Source organism: Pseudomonas sp. PDM13, from assembly GCF_025685765.1.
GTDB lineage: Bacteria > Pseudomonadota > Gammaproteobacteria > Pseudomonadales > Pseudomonadaceae > Metapseudomonas > Metapseudomonas solani.
Genome location: NZ_JAOTQU010000007.1, coordinates 51029 through 73892, shown reverse-complemented (window position 1 = coordinate 73892; position 22864 = coordinate 51029). Strand labels below are relative to the sequence as shown.

At 66.8% G+C, this 22864-nt stretch carries 22 protein-coding genes; 8 read left to right on the top strand and 14 right to left on the bottom strand.

The window, feature by feature from the left end; all coding sequences use genetic code 11:
• Nucleotides 1–163: 163 nt before the first annotated feature.
• From OEJ36_RS09775 to OEJ36_RS09765, 3 genes are all read left to right on the top strand, one after another.
• Nucleotides 164–1681 (top strand): amino acid permease, encoded by a 1518-nt coding sequence (locus OEJ36_RS09775; protein WP_263401352.1) that lies wholly within the window; start codon nt 164–166, stop codon nt 1679–1681.
• A gap of 92 nt (nt 1682–1773) precedes the next feature.
• The gene (locus OEJ36_RS09770; RefSeq protein ID WP_057387602.1) at nt 1774–2550 is read left to right on the top strand and encodes an SDR family NAD(P)-dependent oxidoreductase; all 777 of its coding nucleotides are present in this window, start codon (nt 1774–1776) and stop codon (nt 2548–2550) included.
• A 307-nt stretch (nt 2551–2857) separates the two neighbouring features.
• Nucleotides 2858–3766 (top strand): helix-turn-helix transcriptional regulator, encoded by a 909-nt coding sequence (locus OEJ36_RS09765; protein ID WP_263401351.1) that lies wholly within the window; start codon nt 2858–2860, stop codon nt 3764–3766.
• 9 nt (nt 3767–3775) lie between these two features.
• On the opposite strand, the gene OEJ36_RS09760 is transcribed toward OEJ36_RS09765, so the two are convergent.
• The 4 genes from OEJ36_RS09760 to OEJ36_RS09745 all read right to left on the bottom strand — a co-directional run bounded on the left by OEJ36_RS09760 (nt 3776) and on the right by OEJ36_RS09745 (nt 6920).
• Complete coding sequence (locus OEJ36_RS09760) at nt 3776–4435, bottom strand: helix-turn-helix transcriptional regulator (RefSeq protein WP_184489924.1); 660 nt, start codon at nt 4433–4435, stop codon at nt 3776–3778.
• Nucleotides 4436–4533: 98 nt separating this feature from the next.
• Complete coding sequence (locus tag OEJ36_RS09755) at nt 4534–4899, bottom strand: cupin domain-containing protein (RefSeq protein WP_111264605.1); 366 nt, start codon at nt 4897–4899, stop codon at nt 4534–4536.
• Nucleotides 4900–5057: 158 nt separating this feature from the next.
• Complete coding sequence (locus OEJ36_RS09750) at nt 5058–6356, bottom strand: NAD(P)/FAD-dependent oxidoreductase (protein WP_263401350.1); 1299 nt, start codon at nt 6354–6356, stop codon at nt 5058–5060.
• 120 nt (nt 6357–6476) lie between these two features.
• A complete protein-coding gene (locus OEJ36_RS09745; protein WP_263401349.1) occupies nt 6477–6920 on the bottom strand; it encodes a GlcG/HbpS family heme-binding protein in 444 nt (147 codons plus the stop codon).
• Nucleotides 6921–7152: 232 nt separating this feature from the next.
• On the opposite strand from OEJ36_RS09745, the gene OEJ36_RS09740 reads away from it, so the two are divergent.
• On the top strand, nt 7153–8214 hold the full coding sequence (locus tag OEJ36_RS09740) for an extracellular solute-binding protein (RefSeq protein ID WP_263401348.1): 1062 nt from the start codon (nt 7153–7155) through the stop codon (nt 8212–8214).
• A 54-nt stretch (nt 8215–8268) separates the two neighbouring features.
• Complete coding sequence (gene hpaR / locus OEJ36_RS09735) at nt 8269–8691, top strand: homoprotocatechuate degradation operon regulator HpaR (RefSeq protein WP_111264608.1); 423 nt, start codon at nt 8269–8271, stop codon at nt 8689–8691.
• A gap of 294 nt (nt 8692–8985) precedes the next feature.
• Here the strand turns inward: hpaR (OEJ36_RS09735) and OEJ36_RS09730 are convergent, their stop codons facing one another.
• The 9 genes from OEJ36_RS09730 to OEJ36_RS09690 all read right to left on the bottom strand — a co-directional run bounded on the left by OEJ36_RS09730 (nt 8986) and on the right by OEJ36_RS09690 (nt 18055).
• The gene (locus OEJ36_RS09730) at nt 8986–10440 is read right to left on the bottom strand and encodes an NAD-dependent succinate-semialdehyde dehydrogenase (protein ID WP_263401347.1); all 1455 of its coding nucleotides are present in this window, start codon (nt 10438–10440) and stop codon (nt 8986–8988) included.
• 88 nt (nt 10441–10528) lie between these two features.
• Nucleotides 10529–11332: a 4-hydroxy-2-oxoheptanedioate aldolase gene (gene hpaI / locus OEJ36_RS09725; RefSeq protein WP_263401346.1), complete on the bottom strand. Its 804-nt coding sequence runs from the start codon at nt 11330–11332 to the stop codon at nt 10529–10531.
• Nucleotides 11333–11428: 96 nt separating this feature from the next.
• On the bottom strand, nt 11429–12232 hold the full coding sequence (hpaH, locus tag OEJ36_RS09720; RefSeq protein WP_184489932.1) for a 2-oxo-hept-4-ene-1,7-dioate hydratase: 804 nt from the start codon (nt 12230–12232) through the stop codon (nt 11429–11431).
• 12 nt (nt 12233–12244) lie between these two features.
• Nucleotides 12245–13561 (bottom strand): MFS transporter, encoded by a 1317-nt coding sequence (locus tag OEJ36_RS09715; protein WP_263401345.1) that lies wholly within the window; start codon nt 13559–13561, stop codon nt 12245–12247.
• A gap of 51 nt (nt 13562–13612) precedes the next feature.
• Nucleotides 13613–14005, bottom strand: a complete 393-nt coding sequence (locus OEJ36_RS09710; RefSeq protein WP_184489934.1) for a 5-carboxymethyl-2-hydroxymuconate Delta-isomerase — start codon at nt 14003–14005, stop codon at nt 13613–13615.
• A 99-nt stretch (nt 14006–14104) separates the two neighbouring features.
• Nucleotides 14105–15028: a 3,4-dihydroxyphenylacetate 2,3-dioxygenase gene (gene hpaD / locus OEJ36_RS09705; RefSeq protein ID WP_021221082.1), complete on the bottom strand. Its 924-nt coding sequence runs from the start codon at nt 15026–15028 to the stop codon at nt 14105–14107.
• A gap of 120 nt (nt 15029–15148) precedes the next feature.
• Complete coding sequence (hpaE, locus tag OEJ36_RS09700) at nt 15149–16609, bottom strand: 5-carboxymethyl-2-hydroxymuconate semialdehyde dehydrogenase (protein WP_263401344.1); 1461 nt, start codon at nt 16607–16609, stop codon at nt 15149–15151.
• A 2-nt stretch (nt 16610–16611) separates the two neighbouring features.
• Nucleotides 16612–17385 carry a fumarylacetoacetate hydrolase family protein gene (locus OEJ36_RS09695; protein ID WP_263401343.1) on the bottom strand — a complete coding sequence of 258 codons (774 nt, stop codon included), beginning with the start codon at nt 17383–17385 and terminating at the stop codon, nt 16612–16614.
• A gap of 10 nt (nt 17386–17395) precedes the next feature.
• Nucleotides 17396–18055: a fumarylacetoacetate hydrolase family protein gene (locus OEJ36_RS09690; protein ID WP_263401342.1), complete on the bottom strand. Its 660-nt coding sequence runs from the start codon at nt 18053–18055 to the stop codon at nt 17396–17398.
• 305 nt (nt 18056–18360) lie between these two features.
• On the opposite strand from OEJ36_RS09690, the gene hpaR (OEJ36_RS09685) reads away from it, so the two are divergent.
• Nucleotides 18361–18783 carry a homoprotocatechuate degradation operon regulator HpaR gene (gene hpaR / locus OEJ36_RS09685; RefSeq protein ID WP_021221078.1) on the top strand — a complete coding sequence of 141 codons (423 nt, stop codon included), beginning with the start codon at nt 18361–18363 and terminating at the stop codon, nt 18781–18783.
• 153 nt (nt 18784–18936) lie between these two features.
• A complete protein-coding gene (gene hpaA / locus OEJ36_RS09680) occupies nt 18937–19830 on the top strand; it encodes a 4-hydroxyphenylacetate catabolism regulatory protein HpaA (protein WP_263401341.1) in 894 nt (297 codons plus the stop codon).
• A gap of 417 nt (nt 19831–20247) precedes the next feature.
• On the opposite strand, the gene OEJ36_RS09675 is transcribed toward hpaA, so the two are convergent.
• A complete protein-coding gene (locus OEJ36_RS09675; protein ID WP_263401340.1) occupies nt 20248–21504 on the bottom strand; it encodes an OprD family porin in 1257 nt (418 codons plus the stop codon).
• A gap of 339 nt (nt 21505–21843) precedes the next feature.
• On the opposite strand from OEJ36_RS09675, the gene OEJ36_RS09670 reads away from it, so the two are divergent.
• Nucleotides 21844–22863, top strand: a complete 1020-nt coding sequence (locus tag OEJ36_RS09670) for a TRAP transporter substrate-binding protein (RefSeq protein ID WP_263401339.1) — start codon at nt 21844–21846, stop codon at nt 22861–22863.
• The last annotated feature ends 1 nt before the right edge of the window (nt 22864 follow it).

Genomic DNA, 22864 nt, shown 5'->3' with positions numbered 1-22864 from the left:
GGTCGCCGCTGGAAGCTTGTGCTTGCCGCTCTTACTTGAAGCTTGCAACTTGCGGCTTGCAGCTGCTCCCCTCATATCCCTTTAGGGACATACCCATCCCCCTCATTTGCCCCGACCATCGCCCCATACCCAACAAAACAAACCGAACAAGGGGAGGGGCGAGATGTACGAGAGCACCACACTGGGGCGGCCTGCCTCGGGCAGCGGTGGCGTGAGCTACCAGGATGTGTCCGCCGGCTATTTCGAGCAGCGCACGCTGCAGCGCCATGCGGGGTTCTTCACCCTGCTGGTGCTGGGTGTGGGCGCGGTGATCGCCGGGCAGTATTCCGGCTGGAACCTGGGCCTGGCCCAGGGCTTCGGCAGCATGCTGGCGGCCACCGTGATCATCGCCTTCATGTACCTGCTGCTGTGTTCGTCCATCGGCGAGATGTCTGCCGCGCTGCCCCACACCGGCGGCGCCTATTCCTTCGCCCGTACCACCCTGGGGCCATGGGGCGGCTTCAGCACCGGGCTGGCGGAGAACATCGAGTTCATCCTGGCGCCCGCCGGCAACATGTTCTTCATGGGCACCTACCTTTCGGCGATCTTCGGCACCGCGCCGGAGTGGCAGCCCTTGTGGTGGCTGGTGGGCTACGCCTGCATGCTGCTGCTTTCGGTGCGTGGGCTGGGCGTGTCGATGCGCGTGGTGGTGGTGATCACCCTGGCGGCTATCGGCGTGCTGGTGTTCTTCTTCGCCACGGCCATCCCCCATGTGGACTTCGCCGCCAAGGCCTTGAACCTGGCCGCGGGTGACGCCGACGCGCCGGTGGAAGTGGCTGGCGGCAACGGACCCTGGCTGCCCTTCGGCCTCACCGGGATCATGTTGGCGCTGCCCTTCGGCGTGTACATGTTCCTCGCCATCGAGCAGCTGCCGCTGACCGCCGAGGAGTCCCACGACCCCAGTCGCCATGTACCGCGCGCGCTGGTGTTCGGCATCCTGATCCTCACCGTGCTGGCTTTGGGCGTGCTGTTCTTCAGTGCCTCCATCGGCGGTGGCGCCTTCGCCATGAGCAGCTCGGGCGAGCCGCTGCTGGACGGCTTCCGCGAGATCTTCGGGCACACCGCGAGCAAGGTGCTCTCGGCCGTGGCGGTGCTGGGCCTGGCGGCGTCCTTCCTGGCGGGCAGCTTCGCCGCCGGGCGCAACATCTACTCCCTGTCCCGCGCCGGCTACCTGCCCACCGCGCTGTCGGTCACCCACCCGGTGAACAAGACGCCCAACGTCGCGCTGCTGACCGGCTCGCTGCTGGCGCTGAGCATCCTGCTGGTGTTCTGGTTCAGCTTCGGCCGCGAGAACAACGCGCTGATGGGCGGGATCATGGTCAGCATGATCGTGTTCGCCGGGATGATCTCCTACATCCTGCAGAGCGTCGCCTTCATCCGCCTGCGCCGCCTGCACCCGGACCTGCCGCGCCCCTATCGCAGCCCCTACGGCGTGTTCGGCGCGCTGGTGGTGATCGGCATCTCGGCCATCACGCTGATCTACCAGTTCCTCGACCCGCTCTACAAATGGGCTGCCCTGGGCGCCGCCGCCTGGTACCTGATCGGCATGGCCTATTTCGCCTTCTACCGCCGTCACCGCCTGGTGCTGTCGCCGGAAGAGGCCTTCGCCGTCAGTGGCGGCCGCGAGGGGCACCCGCGCTGAAGCCCGCCCACGGATAACCCCATGCACGCCACGTGGCGGGGCCGGTTCGTGCCCCGCCACCTCTACACAGAACCCTTGAACCAGGAGTTGCCATGCTTTCCAACCAACCACGCCTGCACGGCAAGGTCGCGATCATCAGCGGGGGCGCCGGCGGCTGCGGCGAGGCGGCCAGCCGGCTGTTCGCCCGCGAGGGTGCGGCGGTCGCCATCATCGACCGCAACGCCGAGGCCGCCCGCGCCCTGGCCGCGCAGATCGAAGCCGAGGGTGGACGGGCCATCGGCCTGGGCGCCGATGTGTCCCAGGCCGACCAGGTGGAGGCGGCGGTGGCGGCGAGCCTCGCCGCGCTGGGCCCGGCCGATGTGCTGTTCAACCACGCCGGCACGCTGATCGTGAAGCCCTTCCTGGAGGTGCAGGAAGAGGAGTGGGACTGGCTGATGGCGGTCAACGTCAAGAGCATGTTCCTGATGACCCGCGCCGTGCTGCCGCAGATGCTGGCGAAGGGCAAGGGCAGCATCGTCTGCACCTCGTCCATCTCCGCCCAGTACGCCACGCCGGGGGAGGTGGTCTACAACGCCACCAAGGGCGCCTGCCAGATGTTCGCCCGGGCCATCGCCGTCGAGTTCCGCGACCGCGGTATCCGTTGCAACGCAGTGGCGCCGGGCTTTATCCGCACCGCCCACGGCATGCGTGAGCTGCATGACCTGCAAGCCATGGGCGTCAACGCCAGCGAGGCGGACATCGCCGCCCAGCAGGGCCGCCTGTGCGAGCCGGAGGAGGTGGCGCGGGCCGCGCTGTTCCTCGCCTCCGACGATGCCTCCTTCGTCAGCGGCGCCCATCTGTTCGTCGATAACGGCTTTTCGTCCGTGTAGCAGGGAACGCAGCCGGACGAGCCCGATGCAGGTGACTGTCTCGGGCATTTCATTGGGGGCGTGCAAGGAGCGGGGTTATCAGGGGCGCCCGGCGTGGCTCCGGTTGGTGGGCCGGTGCTGCGCACCGCTGGGCGAATGAATTCGCCCCTACAGGCGCCCCGGCCAGGGTTTGCCGGGGTGCTGAAAAGCGCTGGCGTGGAGGGCGTTGTGGCAAGCAAAATGCTTTCTTGAAAACACCCCTGAAACGCGCGCCCCAAGGCCCATTTCTGCACCTGGGCGGGGCGGCCGGACAACAAGAAGGTGAAGCATGGCGCACGCAGCAGGACTCTCCCATTCCCAGGGCTGGCAGGTGCTGGAAGCCTGGCACGCACACAGCCCCGAGCTGATCGCCAGCGTGGAGACGGCGGCCTTCGCCGAGCGCCTGGACGCGGCGTTGCAGGCCCTGGCGCCCTTCGACCAGAGCTGCATCTTCGTCTACCCCGCCGGTGGCAGCCCCGCGCTGCTGCATGACAACCTGCACGGCATCCCCGAGCCCGGCGCGATGCAGCGCTACGTCAACGGCACCTACCTGCTGGACCCGGTCTACACCGCCTGCGCCCATGGTCGGCCTGCCGGCCTGTACCGCATGGCGGAGCTGGCGCCGGATGCCTTCTTCGAGGGTGAGTATTTCAATTCGCCGGACGTGCACCCGTGCATTTCCCTGGCGTCGGGCAGCCTGGCGGAGGAGATCGTGTTTCTTTCGCCCTTGCCCGGCGGCACCTATGCGGCCTATTCGCTGATGCGCTGCAACGGCTCGCCGGTGTTCTCGGCGCAGGACGTGGCCGCGCTGCGGCTCTGCCAGCCGGCGCTGGAAGCCTTTCTCCAGCGCCATTACGCCAAGGTCGCCGCCCAGCCGCTGGGGGCACGGCCCGAGCGCAGCATCGCCGAGCACCTGGCGGCGGCCTTCTCCGGCTTCGCCACCGATCGCCTGACCGCGCGCGAGCAGGCCATAGTCGGGCTGATCCTGCGGGGGCATTCCAGCCTGTCCATCTCCCTGCATCTGGAGATCGCCGAGGGCACGGTGAAGAACCACCGCAAGCACCTCTACAGCAAGCTGGGCATCTCCAGCCAGTCGGAGCTGTTCCACCTCTTCGTCAATCACCTGCTGGGCACCGAGCTGGGCGAGCCCCCGGCGGGCGCCGTGCCCGCCACCCTGGTGCAGCAGTCGGGGCGCTGAGGGGCGCCGTCAGAGGAACAGCATCGCCACCAGTTCGGTGCGGCTGCTGGCGCCGACCTTGCGGAACAGGTTGAGCAGGTGGGTCTTCACCGTAGGCAGGCCGACGCCCAGGTGGCGGGCGAGCTGCTTGTTGCCGATGCCTTCGCGCAGCAGCAGGGCGATCTCCCGTTCACGCGGGGTGAGGCCCTGCAGCTTCGGCTCGGCGGCGGGCACCAGGGCCTGCACCCCGGCTTCCATCATCCCCTGCAGGGCAGCCAGGCTGGCCAGCTCCTCTTCCGAGAACGCCGGCATGCCGCTGCAACGCAACAGGGACAGCCCGGCCACGGGGCGCTCGCCGGCCTGGGCGATGACTTCAACGACGTCTATCACCTCATGGGCGCGCAGGAACCCCTGGTATTCGCGGTTCTGCGCCTCGTCCTGGCGGGCCTGGCCGGCTTGCAGGGGCACCACCGGCAGGCCGGTGGCCAGGCAGGCGCCGGGTTGCAGCGGGTCTAGGTGGCGGTAGTGGCGCAGGTAGGCGTCGTGCATCTGCGGGTGCATGCCCAGCAGCTGGAAGTCGCGGGCCTGCAACTGATCGTCGATCAGGTAGAAGGCACCGAGGGAGGCGGGGACGAAGTGGGTGAAGGTGCTCAGGCAATGCCTGGCGAATTCGACGGGGGATGGCGTCATGGAGGAACCCTCGTGTGGGCGGTGAGGGCAGTGCAGACCATCGCCGCAGAGGTTGCCAGTGGCGCGAACCTGCCCCGGGGGGCAGGCACCTGGAGAGGTCAGGCCACCGCGTAGTAGTGCTTGACGAAGCTCTCGCCGGGGACTTCCCAGAGCACCGGGGTGCCCTTGGCGACGTACCAGCTGTCACCAGCCTTGAAGCGTGTGGTCTGGCCGGTGGATTCGTCGGTGAGGATCACCTCGCCGGTGACCACGGTGGCCTGCTCGTTGAACGGGTAGACCATGCGGAACTTGCCGCCGGTGGTGCCGAAATAGGCCGCGCTGACCGGGTCGGTGGGGGCGCCGGCGGTCATCTTGCCGAAGGCCTTGACCTCGCCTTCGAGGATTTCCGAACCCAGGTCGGCGACGGTGCCCCAGGCATCCAGTTCAGCGAGGGTGATACCGGTCTTGATGGGAGTGAGGGACATGGCAGTTCTCCTGCGAGTGATGGATATTTGATGGGTGGATTCCCGGGTTAACGGGAGTGACGAATGTGTGCTCGTTACGTTGCATCGCTTCCGGCACGAGCGAGCTAGAGCATTCCAAGGCCGATCTCAACGCCGTACCGCCGACGCGCCGATCACAGTCAACGGCGGCCGTTCCAGTAGCCGGAAACCTGGTGCCAGCTCTTGCCGGCGGTCAGCAGCAGCGGGCGAATATGGTCCTTGCCGACCACCTTGATGCGCCGCACCGAGCTGATCAGGTCGTAGCGCGACGAGCCTTCGCTCATGCCTTCGGCCAGCACCTTGCAGATGATGTGGCTGGGGGTGACGCCGAAACCGGAGTAGCCCTGCACGAAGTAAGCGTTGGGGCGGCCGGGCAGGGTGCCGACCTGCGGGAACAGGTTGGGGCTGCAGGCCATGGGGCCGCCCCAGGCGAGGTCGATCTTCACATCCTTGAGGTAGGGGAAGATCTTCAGCATCAGGTTGCGGTTCCAGGCCTTGAGATCGCCGGGGATGTGCTCGACGAAGGGCGTCGCCGCACCGAACAGCAGGCGGTTCTCGTTGGTCACGCGGTAGTAGTCGATGACCGGGCGGATGTCGCTGTAGGCCCCGCGAATGGGGCTGATGCGCTGGATCAGCTCGTCCGGGAGCGGCTCGGTCATCATCTGGAAGGCGTAGGTGTTGATGGTGGTCTTGTGCAGCTCCGGCTCCAGCTTGTTGAGGAAGCTGTCGCAGGCCCAGAGCAGCTTGCCGGCGCGTACCGAGCCCTTGCCGGTGCGCACGGTGATGCGCTCGCCGTAGGTCACTTCCAGCGCCGGGCTGTATTCGAAGATCTTCACCCCGTGGCTGGCCAGGGCCTTGGCCTCGCCCAGCAGCAGGTTGAGGGAGTGCACGTGGCCGCCGCCCATGTGCAGCAGGGCGCTGCTGTAGGCGTCGGAGCCGATGATCTGCTTCACCTCGGAGCCGCCGAGGAAGCGGATCTCGTGGGGCGAACCGAGGGATTTGAACTCCTTCTCCCAGGCGCGCAGGGTCTTCTCCTGGCGGCCGTTGAAGCCCATGTAGCCGTAGCCGTGGCAGAAGTCGGCGTCGATGCCGTACTTGGCGATGCGGCCCTTGATGATGTCGGCGCCCAGGTCGCTGATTTCGAAGATCTGCCGCAGGCCGTCCTCGCCCACGTCGTTGCGGATCTTCTCCAGGTCGTGGCCGATGCCGGCCATGATCTGCCCGCCGTTGCGGCCGGTGCCGCCGAAGCCCAGGTAGCGGGCCTCCAGCACGACGATATTGGTGATGCCCTGTTCCGCCAGTTCCAGCGCGGTGTTGATCCCGGAGAACCCTCCGCCGATCACGACGACGTCTGCGTCCAGGTCCGCCTCCAGGGAGGGGAAGGAGAGGTCGTACTTCTTGGTGGCCGTGTAGTAGGTGGGTGTCTCGATATTGATCATGACTGCAGCCTGAAACGGTGGGTGGAATGCGTTCTGCTGGCGACTATTAAGGGGCGTGCGGCCCCTTGCGGTCTTGTCCCTCACTGCCCGTCACCTTGACCCGGGGTGACAGGCGCCGGGTCAACCTGGCGCCAGCAGCTCTGCGACGCGCTCCACGGCCGCGCGGGCGCAGAGCCCGTCGAGCCGTTCCGAGGCACCGGAAATGCCGATGGCGCCGATCACCTGGCCCTGGTGGTGGAAGGGCTCGCCGCCACCGAACAGGGCCATGCCCGGTTGCAGGGGCAGGCCCTGGCGCACGGCGGCGGAGCAGCCGTCGAGGCGCTCTTGCCAGGCATGGGTGGCGATGCCGAAGCCGGCGGCGGTGACGGCCTTGTTCAGGGCGATGGCGCGACTGGGGTCGGGGGCGCCGTCCATGTGCGCGCTGTGGATCGGCAGGCCGGCGGCGTCCACCACCTGGATGCTGACCCGGGCGCCATGCTCGGCGGCGGCATCCAGGGCGGCCTGCAGCGCCTGCATGGCGAGGGTGAGGCCGAGGTGGGTCTGCGTGCGCAGCAGTGCGTTCATGGGAGCGACCTATAGGTATTTTTATCGCTCGATCATGAACAGGTTAATGACCGGCCGCAATGACCCGGGCGCGGGTTTTTCCGGGCGGCGAATGGGCACGGGGTCACGCTTGGGCGAATCCGGCACGGGCAAGCAAGAAGCTGGCAGCCTCGAACATGACGGGCGGGCGTCGCCTCGCTCCTAATGGCGCACCCGGCAGGTGCCGGCCCCATTCCCTGCAAGGAGTTGCGCGATGAGACTGCTGGCCTGCCTGGCGATGCTGTTGCTGGCCCTGGAAGCCCGGGCCGACGAGGTGTTGCGGGTCCTCAACTGGAAGAACTACATCGAGCCGCAGGTGCTGGCGGACTTCCAGAAACAGACCGGCATCCGGGTCGAATACCAGACCATGACCGCCGCCGAGGAACTGGACGCCGCCCTGGGCCGCGAGCAGGCCTTCGACATCGTCGTGCCGTCGCACTTCCAGCTCTCGCGGCTGATCCACAACGGCCAGCTGGCGCCCCTGGACACGGGGCGCCTCAGCCATTACGCCAGCGTCGACGTAGGCCTGCTGGCGATGCTCGCCGGCATCGATTCGGCCAACCGCTATGCGGTGCCCTACCTCTGGGGCTCGGTGGGGCTGGTGGTCAACCCGAAGCTGGCCGAAGCCAGCTATGGCGGGCCCTTGCCCAACAGCTGGGGGCTGCTGTTCGACGAGCGCCAGGCCGCGCGGCTGGCCGGTTGCGGCATCGGCCTGCTGGACGCGCCGGAAGAGACGGCCTCGCTCTGGTTCAACTACCGGGGCCGCAGCCTGTCGAGCTATGGCGCGCGGCAGGTCGAGCGCAATCTGCAGCCCTTGCTGGGCATCGCCCGCATGGCGCGGCACCTGGACAACGACACCTACATCGATGCCCTGGCCGACGGCCGCCTGTGCGTGGCCATGGCCTGGGTCGGCCATGCGCTGACCGCCTCCGCGCGCAACCCGGCGCTCAGCTACCGGATTCCCGACGAGGGGGCGATGGTCTTCATCGACAGCCTGGCGATCCCCGCCAATGCCAAGCATCCGGACCTGGCCTACCGCTTCATCGACTACCTGCTGGAGCCACGCAACGCCCTGGCCGATGCCCGCGCCAGCCAGTTCTACTCGCCCCTGGCCGCCGATACCCCCGAGCTGGCGGAGCTGGCCAAGGAGCGCCCCATGCAGGTGCTGAAAAGCGACGAACGCCGGCGCCTGTACGTGCTCGAGCGGCTCAACCAGGAGCAGAAAACGGCCCTGGACGCCTTCTGGGCGAAACTCAAGACGAGCCGTTCGCCATGACGCGGAAAGCGAAATTCGTTAAACTGTGAACTAATTTACGACACTGCCCAACCCATGCCCAATACCCGTGCTTCCCTGACCCTCACCCTGTTGCAGGCCCGTGAGTCGGCCATGCGTTTCTTCCGCCCCCAGCTCAACCTCCACGGGCTCACCGAGCAGCAGTGGCGGGTCATCCGCATCCTCCGCCAGCAAGGCGAGATGGAAAGCCACAAGCTGGCGCGCCTGGCCTGCATCCTCAAACCCAGCATGAGCGGCGTGCTCGCCCGCCTGGAGCGCGACGGCATGGTCCGTCGGCGCAAGGTCGCCGAAGACCAGCGGCGCATCCTCCTGGCCCTCACCGAACAGGGTGAGGCCTGCTTCCAGTCCATGAGCCAGGAGATGGAGCGGGGCTACCAATCCATCCAGGCACAACTGGGCGAGGAAAAGCTGCAGGAACTGCTGGAGCTGTTGCAGGAGCTGAAGGGCATCAAGCCTTGAGGCGATGAGCTGTGTAGGTTGGGCTGAGGCACGAAGCCCAACGCAGCGGGGCTGGGCGTTGCTGTACCCCTTCCCAATTGCACGATCGTAGGAGCGAGCTCTGCTCGCGAAGCTACGGTAGCGCTGCGCGCCGCTTGGCGAATGAATTCGCCCCTACAGGATTGCGCGGTGTTTGGGGGGGCTGTGGGAGCGGTTTCAACCGCGAAAAGCTTCGCGAATGAATTCGCTCCCACGGGGTGCTGCCGGGTGGGGTGGGGCATTCCCGTAGGGTGGGCTTCAGCCCACCAGGGGGCTTCAGCCGATGCCGAGGCACATGTATTTCTGTTCGATGTAGTCGTCAATGCCGTACTTCGAGCCTTCGCGGCCGAGGCCGGATTGCTTGATGCCGCCGAAGGGGGCGACTTCGGTGGAGATGAGGCCTTCGTTGACGCCGACCATGCCGTATTCCAGGGCTTCGCTGACGCGCCAGGCGCGGCCGAGGTCGCGGGTGTAGAGGTAGGAGGCGAGGCCGAACTCGGTGTCGTTGGCCAGGGCGATGGCCTGTTCCTCGGTGTCGAAGCGGAAGATCGGCGCCAGGGGGCCGAAGGTTTCGTCGCGGGCCACCAGCATCTCGGCGGTCACATCCCCCAGCACCGTGGGCTCGAAGAAGCTGCCGCCCAGGGCGTGGCGCTTGCCGCCGGCGAGAACGGTGGCGCCCTTGGCGAGGGCGTCGGCGATGTGTTCCTCGATCTTCTCCACGGCCTTGGCGTTGATCAGCGGGCCCTGCTGGGCGCCGTCCTCGTCCGCCGGGGCGATCTTGAGGGCATTGACCGCCGCCACCAGGCGCCGGGCGAACTCGTCGTGCACGCCGCTCTGCACCAGCAGGCGGTTGGTGCAGACGCAGGTCTGCCCGCTGTTGCGGAACTTGGAACCCAGGGCGCCCTGCACGGCGGCGTCGAGGTCGGCGTCGTCGAAGACGATGAAGGGGGCGTTGCCGCCCAGTTCCAGGCTGACCTTCTTGATGGTTTCGGCACATTGCGCCATCAGCAGCTTGCCGATGCCGGTGGAGCCGGTGAAGGAGAGCTTCTGCACCTTCGGGTTGCCGGTGAGCTCGCCGCCGATCTCCCGCGAGCGGGTGCCGGTGACGATGTTGAGCACCCCGGCGGGAAGGCCGGCGCGCTCGCCCAGTTCGGCCAGGGCCAGGGCGGACAGGGGCGTCTCCGAAGCGGGTTTGAGCACCACGGTGCAGCCGGCGGCGAGGGCCGGGCCGACCTTGCGGGTGATCATGGCGTTGGGGAAGTTCCAGGGGGTGATGGCGGCGACCACGCCTATGGCCTGCTTGATCACCACCAGGCGGCGGCCGGGCTTGTCGTGGGGGATGACGTCGCCGTACACGCGCTTGGCCTCCTCGGCGAACCATTCGATGAAGCTGGCGCCGTAGGCGATCTCGCCGCGGCTTTCGGCCAAGGGCTTGCCCTGTTCCCAGCTGAGCAGGCGGGCCAGGTCGTCCTGGTTGGCCATGATCAGTTCGTACCATGTGCGCAGGATGCTGCTGCGCTCCTTGGCGGTGCGGGCGCGCCAGGCGGGCAGGGCGGCCTGGGCGGCGTCGATGGCGCGGGCGGTTTCGGCACGGCCGAGGGAGGCGACTTCGGCGATCAGCTCGCCGTTGGCCGGGTTGGTCACGCTGAAGCGGCCTTCGTCGTCGGCTTCGATCCATTGGCCGTTCACGTAGGCCTGTTCGCGCAGCAGGTTGAGGTCGTTGAGTTTCATCGGTCTGCCTTGTTTCGGACGGTCCATGCCCGTTCCTGGGCCTGCGAACAGGGCCGGGGCGGGCTGTAAGAGGTTGAGGGTGTTCGGCTCAGTAGACGCTGCCGGCGCTGGATTGCGGGGCGGGAGTGCCCTTGAAGCGGCCGGCGAGGGCCTGCAGGGACTTCATCAGCAGGCTGGTGTCGACGCCGACGGCGACGAAGGCGCAGCCCAGTTCCAGGTAGCGGCGGGCCAGGGTCTCGTCGGCGCTGAGGATGCCGGCAGCCTTGCCGGCGCGACGGATGCGGGCGATGGCGTCCTCGATGGCGGCCTGCACCTCGGGATGCCCGGGATTGCCGCGATGGCCCATGGCGGCGGAAAGGTCAGCCGGGCCGATGAACACGCCGTCGACGCCCTCGGTGGCGGCGATGGCATCGAGCGCGGCGAGGCCGTCGAGATTCTCGATCTGCACCAGCAGGCACATCTGCTCGTCGGCCTGGTCCAGGTAGCCGGGCACGCTGTTCCAGCGCGAGGCGCGGGCCAGGGCGCTGCCGACGCCACGGATGCCGGACGGCGGGTAGCGCATGGCGCGCACCAACTCTGCCGCCTGGGCGGCGGAATCCACCATGGGCACCAGCAGGGTCTGCGCGCCGATGTCCAGCAGCTGCTTGATCAGCACCGGGTCGCCGATGGGCGGGCGGATGATCGGCTGCGACGGGTAGGGCGCCACCGCCTGCAGCTGGCCGAGCAGGCTGCGCAGGTCGTTGGGCGCGTGCTCGCCGTCGATCAGCAGCCAGTCGAAGCCGGCATTGGCGGCCAGCTCCGCGCAATAAGGATCAGCCAGGCCGAGCCACAGGCCGATCTGTGCGTCGCCGGCCAGGAGGCGTTGTTTGAAGGTGTTGATGGGAATAGACATGGGAAGTGCTCCTTCGGAGAGCGGCAAGTCTCAAGCTGCAAGCCGCAAGAAGAGGGCACGCCTTGCCGCTTGTAGCTTGCCGCTTGCAGCTGGATTTCAAACAAACCGACAGGCAATCGAGCCCAGTTGGTCGTAGTCGACGTGGAAGGTGTCGCCGGGGTTGGCGGCCACCGGGCGGGTGAAGGAGCCGCCGAGGATGATTTGCCCGGCTTCCAGGGTGATGTCGTAGGGGGCCAGCTTGTTGGCCAGCCAGGCGACGCCCTTGGCCGGGTGGTTGAGCACGGCGGCGGAGACGCCGGATTCCTCGATCACGCCGTTGCGGTAGAGGATCGCCGGGATGCGCCGCAGGTCCAGCTCGGTGGGGCGGATGGCACGGCCGCCCATGACCACGCCGGCGTTGGCGGCGTTGTCGGAGATGGTGTCGAAGACCTTGCGGGTGGCCTTGGTGTCCGGGTCCACCTGCTGGATGCGTGCGTCGATGATTTCCAGGGCGGGGATCACCCATTCGGTGGCGTCGAGCACGTCGAACAGAGTGCAGTTCGGTCCGCGCAGGGGCTTGCCGAGGACGAAGGCCAGTTCCACTTCCACGCGAGGGACGATGAAGCGCTCGAAGGGGATGTCGCTGCCTTCGTCGAAGAACATGTCGTCCAGCAGCGCGCCGTAGTCCGGCTCGGTGATGTTGGAGGACACCTGCATGGCGCGGGAGGTGAGGCCGATCTTGTGGCCCACCAGCTTGCGGCCGTCACGTATCTTCTGCTCCACCCAGGCGCGCTGGATGGCGTAGGCGTCTTCGATGGTGATCTCGGGGTGGTCCAGGGAGAACTGGCGCACCTGCTGGCGCGAGCGCTCGGCGGCGTCGAGGCGGGCGGCGGATTGCTGGATGATGCTGGCGTCGAGCATGGTGAGTCTCTCTTAGCGTGGGTTGACCAGGGCGGCCGGGGTGCGCAGCACCAGCAGGCCGCCGAGGGCGATGAGGAAGGCCAGCAGGAACAGGGCGAGGCTGGCGCTGTGGGTGGTGTCGCGCATCCAGCCGATCAGGTAGGGCGCGAGGAAGGCGGCGATGCTGCCGAAGGAGCTGACCAGGGCGATGCCGGCGGCCTGCACCCGCACCGAGAGGAAGGCCGGCGGCAGCTGCCAGAACATCGGCAGGGCGGCGCTGGCGCCCATCCCGGCGATGAGCAGGCCGGCCATCACCGGCAGCACGCGGTCGGGGAGCAGGCCCGCCAGCACCAGGCCGCTGGCGGCCATGAGCAGGGGCACGCAGAGGTGCCAGCGGCGCTCGCGCAGGCGGTCCGAGGAACGCCCGAGGGCGACCATGAAGAAGCAGCCGGCGAGGTAGGGGATGGCGCTGAGCAGGCCGACGTTGCGGTCCTGGGCGATGCCGGCGCCGTGGATCAGCGCGGGCATCCAGAAGGCGATGGTGTTCACCGCCAGCATCACCGCGAAGTAGATCGCCACCAGCAGCCAGACGTTGCGGTCGCGGAAGATGCCGCTGAACGAGGTGATGGTCTTGCCGCGCTCTTCGCCGGCCATCTGCTGGCGCAGGCTGTCCTTCTGCTGTGCGTCGAGCCAGGCGACCTGCTCGAAGCCGTCGGGCAGGGCGCGCCACACCAGCAGGCCGAGCAGCACCACCGGCAGGCCTTCGATGAGGAACATCCATTGCCAGCCGCGAAGGCCCATGAAGTCGTGGAAGCCGTCGAGGATGCTGCCCGACAGCGGGCCGCCGATGACGCCGGCCATGGGCACGGCGATGGCGAACAGGGCGATCATCTGGCCGCGGCGCTGGGCCGGGAACCAGCGGTTGAGGTAGACCAGGATGCCGGGGAAGAAGCCGGCCTCGGCCACGCCCAGGAGGAAACGCAGGGTGTAGAAGCCGGTGGCGCTTTCCACCAGCAGCATGCCGGTGGACATCAGCCCCCAGGTGACCATGAGGAAGGCGATCCAGCGGCGTGGGCCGACCCGCTCCAGGGCGATGTTGCTGGGCAGGCCGAACAGCGCGTAGGCGATGAAGAACAGGCCGGCGCCGAGGCCGTAGACGGTGTCGCTGAACTGCAGGTCGGCGCTCATCTGCAGCTTGGCGAAGCCGATGTTGATGCGGTCCAGGTGGGCGAATAGGTAGCAGGTCAGCAGCAGGGGCATCAGGCGCCAGCCGATGCGACGGAAGGTCAGGTCGTTGGCGTTGGCGTTGGCGCTGGCGTGGGACAGGGGCAGGGATTTCGCTTGGCTCATGGTCTTGTACTTCTTGGGGTTGCCAATGACGGGGCGGGGGTGGGGCGGAGGTCAGCCCGCCTGCCCCTTGAGGAACGCGTGGACGTTGTTGTGCTTGTAGTTGAGCTCCGGGTGCAGCTCGGTGAGTTCGAAGGACAGGGCCAGCAGGCGCGAGGCCTGGAGTTCGGCGAAGTGCGCCTTGATCACCTCGAACAGCGCATCGGCGACCTGGCGGCGGGTTTCCAGGTCACGCCCGGCACCGACCTTGAGGCTCATGTGGACGAAGGCGTAGTCATGCTTGCCGTCGGCCATGCGCCAGGTGTCCAGGCGCACCGCGCGGCTGCGGATGCCGCCGAGGGGGAAGACGCCGGAGTCGCCCAGGCAGGCGTGGACCTTCTCGAACAGGCCAGGCAGGTCGGCCTCGCGTTCGATGTTGTCGGTGTATTCAGCGATGAAATGGGGCATGCGGTCCTCCTCTGGTGCGGATGGCGGTTGCGCATCCGCCACCGGCTGGCGTGGCGTTCAGGGGCGTGGCGGCGGGCGTGGGGCCCACCGCCACGGGTGCTACAGGCGGCTGGCGGAAGCGACGCCGGCCGGGTTGGAGGCTTGCGGTTGCGGGATGGTCGAGCCGTCCTGCGGGGTGACCGGGAACACGGCGTTGAGCTGGCCGGTTCCGGAGGCGGCGAAGTAGGGGGTGATGACTTCGGCGTGGCCGTCGTACTTCGACCAGCCGAGGGCGCCGAGCAGCATCGCGGTGTCGTGCATGAAGCCTTCGCCGTGGCCCTTGGCCGCGTACTCGGGGAGCATGCCGCAGAACTCCTCCCACTCGGCGCCTTCCCACATCTGGATCACGCGCTGGTCGAGGGTTTCGAGGAAGGGGCTCCAGATCTTGGTGGCGAACTCCGGGGCCTGGCCGTTCTGGGCGAAGCGGTGGGACAGCGAGCCGCTGGCGAGGAAGGCCACGGTGCCGTCGTAGTGCTCTTCCACCGCCTTGCGCATGGCCCAGCCGAGGCGGGCGCTGTCGTTGAGGTAGTGGGAGGTGCACAGGGCGGAGACCGAGATCACCTTGAAGTGCTGGTCGGTGTTCATGTAGCGCATGGGCACCAGGGTGCCGTACTCGGGCGCCAGGGTGGTGGCATCGTGGGCCATGGTCTCCACGCCGTAGCGGTTGCATTCCGCGGCCAGCAGGTGGCCCAGCTCGGGGTTGCCGGGGAAGCCGTATTCCATGTTGGCGATGAAGTGCGGCAGCTCGTTGCTGGTGTACAGCCCCTGGAAGTGCTTGCCGCAGTTGACGTGGTAGTTGGCGTTCACCAGCCAGTGGGTGTCGAACACCACCAGGGTGTCCACGCCCAGCTCGCGGCAGCGCCGGCCGATCTCGATATGGCCGTCGATGGCCGCCTTGCGGAAGCCCTTGCGCGGGCCTTCGAGCTCGCTGATGTACATGGATGGAACGTGGGTGATCTTGGCAGCCAGAGCGAGTTTGCCCATGGTCGTTCTCCGAGTGGAAGGCCCGCCGCCGGGCCTTCAGGGTTCATTGTGATTGTCGGTGCACGCTCGGTAATCGTTATCCTGCGCCCCTTCCTCGAAGGCGAGAAGGGGCGCGGCGCCTCATAATCCCCAGCGAGGAATGTGATGGCTGCCCATGGAAATGCAGACGTTCTTGATCTCGGCGAACACTTCGAAGCTGTATTCGCCGCCTTCGCGGCCGGTGCCCGAGCCCTTGACGCCGCCGAAGGGCTGGCGCAGGTCACGCACGTTCTGGCTGTTGATGAAGACCATGCCGGCCTCGATGCCACGGGCCAGGCGGTGGGCCTTGCCGATGTCCTGGGTCCAGATGTAGGAGGCCAGGCCGTATTCGGTGTCGTTGGCCAGCTGCAGCGCTTCGGCCTCGTCCTTGAAGCGGATCAGGCAGACCACCGGGCCGAAGATCTCTTCCTGGGCGATGCGCATGCGGTTGTCGACGTCGGCGAACACCGTGGGCTGGATGAACTGCCCCTTGGCCAGGTGCGCGGGCAGGCACGCCGGGCGATCGAGGCCGCCGGCCAGTAGGGTGGCGCCTTCTTCCATGCCGATGCGGATGTAGCCGGTGACCTTGTCGTAGTGGGCCTGGGTGATCATCGAGCCAACCTGGGTCTTCGGGTCCTGCGGGTCACCGACGATCAGGCGCTTGGCGCGGGCGGCGAACTCGGCGACGAAGCGGTCGTAGACGGTTTCCTGGATGAAGATGCGGCTGCCGGCGGTGCAGCGCTCGCCATTGAGCGAGAAGATGGTGAACAGCGCGGCGTCGAGGGCGCGGTCGAGGTCGGCGTCATCGAAGATCAGCACCGGGCTCTTGCCGCCCAGTTCCATGGAGTACTTCTTCAGGCCGGCGGTCTGCATGATCTTGCGGCCGGTGGCGGTGCCGCCGGTGAAGGAGATGGCGCGCACGTCCGGGTGGCGGACCAGGGCGTCGCCGGCGGTGGCGCCGTAGCCCTGCACCACGTTGAGCACGCCCTTGGGAATGCCGGCTTCCAGGGCCAGGCGGCCCAGCTCGTTGGCGGTCAGCGGCGACAGCTCGCTCATCTTCAGCACCGCGGTGTTGCCCAGGGCCAGGCAGGGCGCGGTCTTCCAGGTGGCGGTCATGAACGGCACGTTCCACGGCGATACCAGGCCGCACACGCCCACCGGCTGGTAGAGGGTGTAGTTGAGCATCTGGTCGTCCACCGGGTAGCTGTGGCCGTCCATGCGGGTGCAGACCTCGGCGAAGAAGTCGAAGTTGTGCGAGGCACGGGGGATCAGCACGTTCTTCGTCTGGTGGATCGGCAGGCCGGTGTCCAGGGTTTCCAGTTCGGCCAGCTGCGGCACGTTCTGGTCGATCAGCTCGCCCAGCTTGCGCATCAGCTTGGCGCGCTCCTTGGCCGGGGTGTTGGCCCACTTGGGGAAGGCGTCCTTGGCGGCGGCGACTGCAGCGGCGATCTCTTCGGCGCCACCGCTGGCGACCTCACCGATGGCTTCGCCTGTGGCGGGGTTGTAGTTGGTGAAGACGTCTTTGCTTTCGACCTCGCGGCCATCGATCCAGTGCTTGATCATGTTCAAACCTCGTTGTTACGGGACGCGAAGAACTCGGCTTCGCTGACGATGCGGTTGACCAGGCGGCCGACGCCTTCCACTTCCACCACCACTTCATCGCCCGGCACCACGTCGGCCAGGCCTTCCGGCGTGCCGGTGGCGATCATGTCGCCCGGCTGCAGGGTCATGAAGCTGGAGAAGTATTCGATCAGGTAGGGGATGTCGAAGATCATGTCGGCGGTGGTGCCTTCCTGCTTCAGCTCACCGTTGATCCAGGTGCGCAGCCTGAGGCGCGACGGGTCGGGTACCTCGGCGGCGTCGACGATCCAGGGGCCGACCGGGGTGGTGCAGTCGCGGTTCTTCACCCGCAGGTTGGGCCGGTAGTAGTTCTCCAGGTAGTCGCGGATGGCGTAGTCGTTGCAAACGGTGTAACCGGCCAGGTACTGCAGGGCGTCCTCGCGCTTGACGTTGCGCGCGGGCTTGCCGATCACCGCCACCAGCTCGCACTCGTAGTGCATGTAGGCGACGTTGTCGGGGCGCCAGGTGACCTGGTTGTGGCCGGTGTAGGTGCCCGGCGACTTGATGAAGGCCAGCGGCTCGGTGGGCGCCTTGAAGGCCAGCTCGGCGGCGTGGTCGGCGTAGTTCAGGCCCAGGGCGAACATGGCGCCGGTGGCCGGGGGCAGCCACTCGACGGCGTCTTCCGCGAGCAGGCGGCCGTCGGCCAGGCGCACGGCGTTGCCGGCCTCGACCGTGACGGCGTGGATGTCGCCCTGATGGCGGATGCGTGCGTGTTTCATCTACGTCTCCTTATTCCGCGACCAGGGTGCTGGTGAGCCGGCCGAGGCCTTCGATCTCCACCACCACTTCATCGCCGGGGCGCACGTCGACGCGGCCCTCGGGGGTGCCGGTGATCAGCACGTCGCCTTCGTGCAGGGTCATGAACTCGCTGATCTCGGCGATCAGCTGGGGAATGCTGCGCACCAGGTTGGCAGTGGTGTTTTCCTGGCGCAGTTCGCCGTTGACGAAGAGGCGCAGGGGCAGGGCGTGCGGATCGGCGATCTCGCTGGCCGGCACCACTTCGCTGGACAGGGGGCAGAAGCCGTCGCGGCACTTGGCCTTGACCGCCGGGCGGTAGTAGCTGTCTTCCGGCAGGCTGAACTCGTTCACCACCAGGTAGCCGGCGACATGCGCCATGGCGTTCTCGGCGCTGACGCGGCTGGCGTTGCGGCCGATTACCACGCCGAGGGCAGGGCCCGGCTGCAGGCGCTCGACGTCACGCGGGTAGGGCACCGGCTGGCCGTCGCCATTGCGGGTGTTGGAGGTCTTGATGAACAGCACCGGCTTGACCGGTGGCTTCTGGTAAGGGGGTTGGTCGAACTCGGCCAGTCGGCTTTCGAGCAGGCCCTGGTAGTTCAGCGCGACGCCGAACAGGGTGCCGGTAGCGACTTCGCTGGTTGCGCGACGCATGGGTTCACTCCTGAAGCAGTGGGGTCATCCCCGGATAAAAGAAGGTGCGCGCTGACGGTGGGAAGCGGCACCCGAAGTCATTTCGTTAACATGCTAACTTTATAATTAATATATTAACGATGATCAAGCCCTACCAAAGGACGATTCGATCGTTGAGCCATTAGAAACCCCGGCGCGGCCGGCGGATTGTCCATTCCTGCCACGGGCTTGACCGGGTGTGACAAAGCGCGCGGGGCGGCTGGCAGGGTTTGCGTCGCGCCATCGGTTGTTGCTTAAATCCGCCATCGCGTTCATCCGGAGCACACATGGCAGCGCCCAGACCTTCCCTGACCCTGACCCTCTTGCAGGCACGCGAGGCGGCCATGGGATTCTTCCGCCCGCTGCTCAACCAGCACGGGTTGACCGAACAGCAGTGGCGGGTGATCCGCATCCTGCGGCAGAACGGCGAGATGGAGAGCCACCAGCTGGCCCACCAGGCCTGCATCCTCAAGCCGAGCATGACCGGGGTGCTGGTGCGCATGGAGCGCGACGGCATCGTCCGCCGCTGGAAGTCGCCGCAGGACCAGCGCCGCGTCTATGTCGGGCTGACCGAGGTGGGGCAGCAGTGCTTCGTGTCCATGAGCGACGGCATGGAGAGCAACTACCAGCGGATCCAGGCGCAGTTCGGCGAGGAGAAGCTGCAGCAGTTGTTGGGCCTGCTGAACGAGCTCAAGCAGATAAAACCCTAGAAAAGTGCCTGCGCTCGGTGATGCTGCGTTAAAAACAGTCTCAGAATGCTCATTTACGGAATGTAAACTCCGCTTCTTCGACTGTTTTTGCCTTGCCTGACCTTCGCTCGGGTACTTTTCGTTCAGACCCTGTCGAGCTCGAGGCTGCGGACCATGGCGTCTTCCCCGATCCCCAATATCGACATCGGCCAGGTCTACGACCAGCGCTACGCCGATGCCGACGTGCACTACGAGCAGTTGGGCCGGCTGGCCGACTTCTTCGGCCGCAACATGCCGGTGCACCGCCACGACCGCTTCTTCCAGGTGCACTACGTGAAGAGCGGCTCGGTGCGCGTCTACCTGGACGAGCAGCAGTACCACCGCCAGGGGCCGCTGTTCTTCCTCACCCCGCCGACCATTCCCCATGCCTTCGTCACCGAGGCGGATGCCGATGGCCATGTGCTGACCGTGCGCCAGCAACTGGTGTGGCCGTTGCTGGAGGCCGGGCTCGGGCTGGCTGCCGGGCCGCAGATCGGTGCGGTGTGCGTGGCCTTCGATGAGCTGGATGACAGCTTCGCTGCCGAGGTGCAGCGCCTCGACCAGCTGTTCGATTACCTGGGCGAGGAGTTCCGCACCGAGCGCTTCGGCCGGGGCGAAAGCCTGGAGGCGCTGACGCGGCTGATCTTCATCAGCCTGCTGCGCCTGTCCACCCGTTCGCTCAAGGCGCAGCCGGCGCGGCGTGATGACCTGCAGTTCTTCCACCGCTTCAACGCGCTGATCGAGGAGCACTACCCGCAGCACTGGGCGCTGGCCGAATACGCCGGGCAGATCGGCGTCACCGAGGCGCGGCTCAACGACATCTGCCGACGCATCGCCGGCCTGCCGTCCAAGCGCCTGGTGCACGAGCGATTGATGCAGGAGGCGCGCCGCCTGCTGCTGTTCACCGGCAGTTCGGTGAACGAGATCTGCTACCAGCTCGGCTTCAAGGACCCGGCCTATTTCAGCCGCTTCTTCTCCCGCCATGCCGGCATCACCCCCGGCGAGTACCGGGCGCGTAATGGTGGGTAGGTTTGTGCCGGCTCCGCTCCCGGGCTGAAGCCCAGGCTACAAGGGGCATGGAGCATGGGGCACCGTAGCCCGGGCTTCAGCCCGGGGAGTCGTGGCACAGAGCTTCGCGGATGAATCCGCTCCCACGTGGAGTGCGCCGGGCATGGCTCTTGTAGGAGCGAGCTCTGCTCGCGAAGCGCTTGTGATGTATCGCTTCGCGAGTGAGCCGGCCACGCACAGCACCGTAGCCCGGGCTTCAGCCCGGGGAGTCCTTGCACAACGCTTCGCGGATGAATCCGCTCCCACAGGGGTAATCCGCGTGTGGGTGGACGTCGCTTTTTACGTCCACCGGCGGTGTGGCCGGCGAGCACGAAAGGTGGACCGGTGAAGCGCGATCCACCCTACGCGTGCGCTGTGCCGCAATTCCCCACGGGGCAATCAGAACAGCGGCAGGGTGTAGCCGATGATCAGGCGGTTTTCGTCGACATCGGTGCGCAGGCCTTCGCCGGAGCGGAAGGTGGCGTTGCGCAGGCGGATGTTGAGGCCTTTGAGCGAGCCGTCCTGGAAGGTGTAGACCAGGTCGGTGTCGCGCTCCCATTCGCGGCCGTCCTGCACGGTGGCGGTCTGCACGTGCTTGCCGCTGACGTAGCGGGTCATGAAGGTCAGGCCGGGCACGCCGAGGGCGACGAAGTCGAAGTCGTAGCGCGCCTGCCAGGCATCGGTCTCGGCCTTGGTGAAGACGTTGAAGGTCACCAGGTTCACCGAGTAGGGGTCCAGGCCCGGGTAGGCGAAGTCACCGTCGCCGGAGAGGTTCTGGTAGCCGAGGCCGACCTTGTGGGCGCCCATGCCGAGGGTGACCATGCCGTTGAAGAAGCGGTTGTCGATGCGCCCACCGTCCACCCGTGCGGCGCTGCGGTAGCGGTGCTCGCCGTCCTCGCCGGTGTCGAAGTAGCGCAGGTCGGTCTTGAGGGTGACGCCCTCGCCGAGGGTGGCGTTGTGCACCAGGCCGAGGTAGTGCTGGCGATAGATGTCCTGCATCTGTGCGTGGTAGTAGCTCAGGGTCAGCGCCGGGTTGATGGCGTAGCTGCCGCCGAGCAGGTCCAGGTGCGCGCTTTCCACGCCGCCGTAGTTCATCTCGTCGTTGCTCGACGAATCCCGCAGGTTGATCTTCTCCAGCCGCCCCAGGTTGAGGGTCAGGCCGTCCACTTCCTGGGAGGTGAGCAGGCCGCCGGCGTAGGTGGAGGAGAGCAGGCGCACGTCGTTGTACGCCGCCACCGGCAACTGCGGCTGCAGGGTGCCGATGCGCAGCACGCTCTTCGAGGCGCGCAGCTTGGCGGTCAGCCCCAGCTCGCTGTAGTTGTCCTCGGGCTCCAGGCTCTGGGCGCCATAGGCCAGCAGGCCGGTGCCGCGACGGTCGCGGCTCGAGTCGAGCTTGATCGCCACCTGGCCGATGGCATCCAGGCCGACGCCGATGGTGCCCTCGGTGAAGCCGGACTCGAAGCGCGCGGTGAAGCCCTGGGCCCATTCCTCGGCCTTGGCCTGGGCGGCGCCGCTCTGGCGGAAGTCGCGGTTCATGTACATGTTGCGCGCTTCGATGCTGGCCTTGCTGTCCTTGACGAGGTCCGCGTGGGCGGTGCCGGCGAGGCTCGCCAGCAGGCAGGTGAGTACGGGGGCGGAGCGTATTTTCCTGGTCATTGTTCTTGTCTCTAGGAAAGGTGTGTCGGAGGCCTGTCGCCACGGTCTGGCCGCTGCGATGGCCCGCGCAATCTAGTCATTAATTAAAATATTAACAATATGGCGAGGTGGCGAGTGAGAACGCCTTTAATGAGGAATGACATCAAAATATCTATTTTAATATATGAAAAATAACGATTTAAAATTCTTAAAGTAAAACCTTAGCCTTTGGTATACCCGCCGTCTTGGCTTCTTTCTGTTGACAGGCAAGCGATAAAAATTAATGTATTAACGTAATTCGCTTCCCAATGCCGCCAGCGCCCACACGCATGGCTACAACAACAAGACGGAGCTATCGCCATGAAATCCCTCGCAATTCCCGCCCTCTGCGCGGCGCTGTTCGGCGCCACCTCGGCCCAGGCCGAAACCATCACCCTGAAGGTCGCCCACTTCCTGCCGTCCACCTCCAATGCCCAGGCGAACATCATCGAGCCCTGGTGCGAACAGCTGCGCCAGGAGTCGGCCGACCGCCTGAAGTGCCAGCTCTACCCCTCGATGCAGCTGGGCGGTACGCCGGCCAAGCTGGCGGACATGGCGCGCAACGGCGTGGCCGATATCGTCTGGACGGCCCCGGCCTATTCCGCCGGCAAGTTCCCCCGTGTCGAGGCGCTGGAGCTGCCCTTCGTGCTGCCCATGGGCGGCAAGGCCGGTAACGCGATCATCTGGGACTTCTATGAGCGCTACGCCCGTGACGACTTCAAGGGCTACAAGGTGCTGGTGGTGCACGGTGACGGCGGCATGAGCCTGCACACCCGTGGCAAGCCGGTGCGCAGCCTGGCCGACCTCGCCGGCCTCAAGCTGCGTGCCTCCAGCCGCACCGCGGCGAAGACTGTGGAAAGCCTGGGCGCGACCCCGGTGAGCATGCCGCCGGCGCAGATGACCGAGGCGATCTCCAAGGGCGTGGTCGATGGCGCCCTGGCCGCCTGGGAGGTGGTGCCGGCGACCAAGCTGGACGAGGTGACCCAGTACCACAGCGACGTGCCGGCCGGGCAGCCCGCCTTCGGCTACACGGTGCTGACCATGCTGATGAACCAGCGCAAGTTCGACAGCCTGCCGGCCGACCTGCAGGCGATCATCGAGCGCAACAGCGGCAAGGCGCTGTCCGAACGCTTCGCCAGCGCCTGGGACGTGGCCACCGACAAGGCCCACGACGCGACCCCGGCCGAGGGCCAGGTGGTGCTGGACCAGGCCGCCTACGGCGAGATGCGCCAGGCATCCGACAGCGCGGTGCAGCACTGGATCAGCGAGGCGGACGGCAAGGGCCTGGACGGCAAGGCGCTGGTCGAGGCCGTGCGCTCCCTGACCGGTTCGGGGCGCTGAA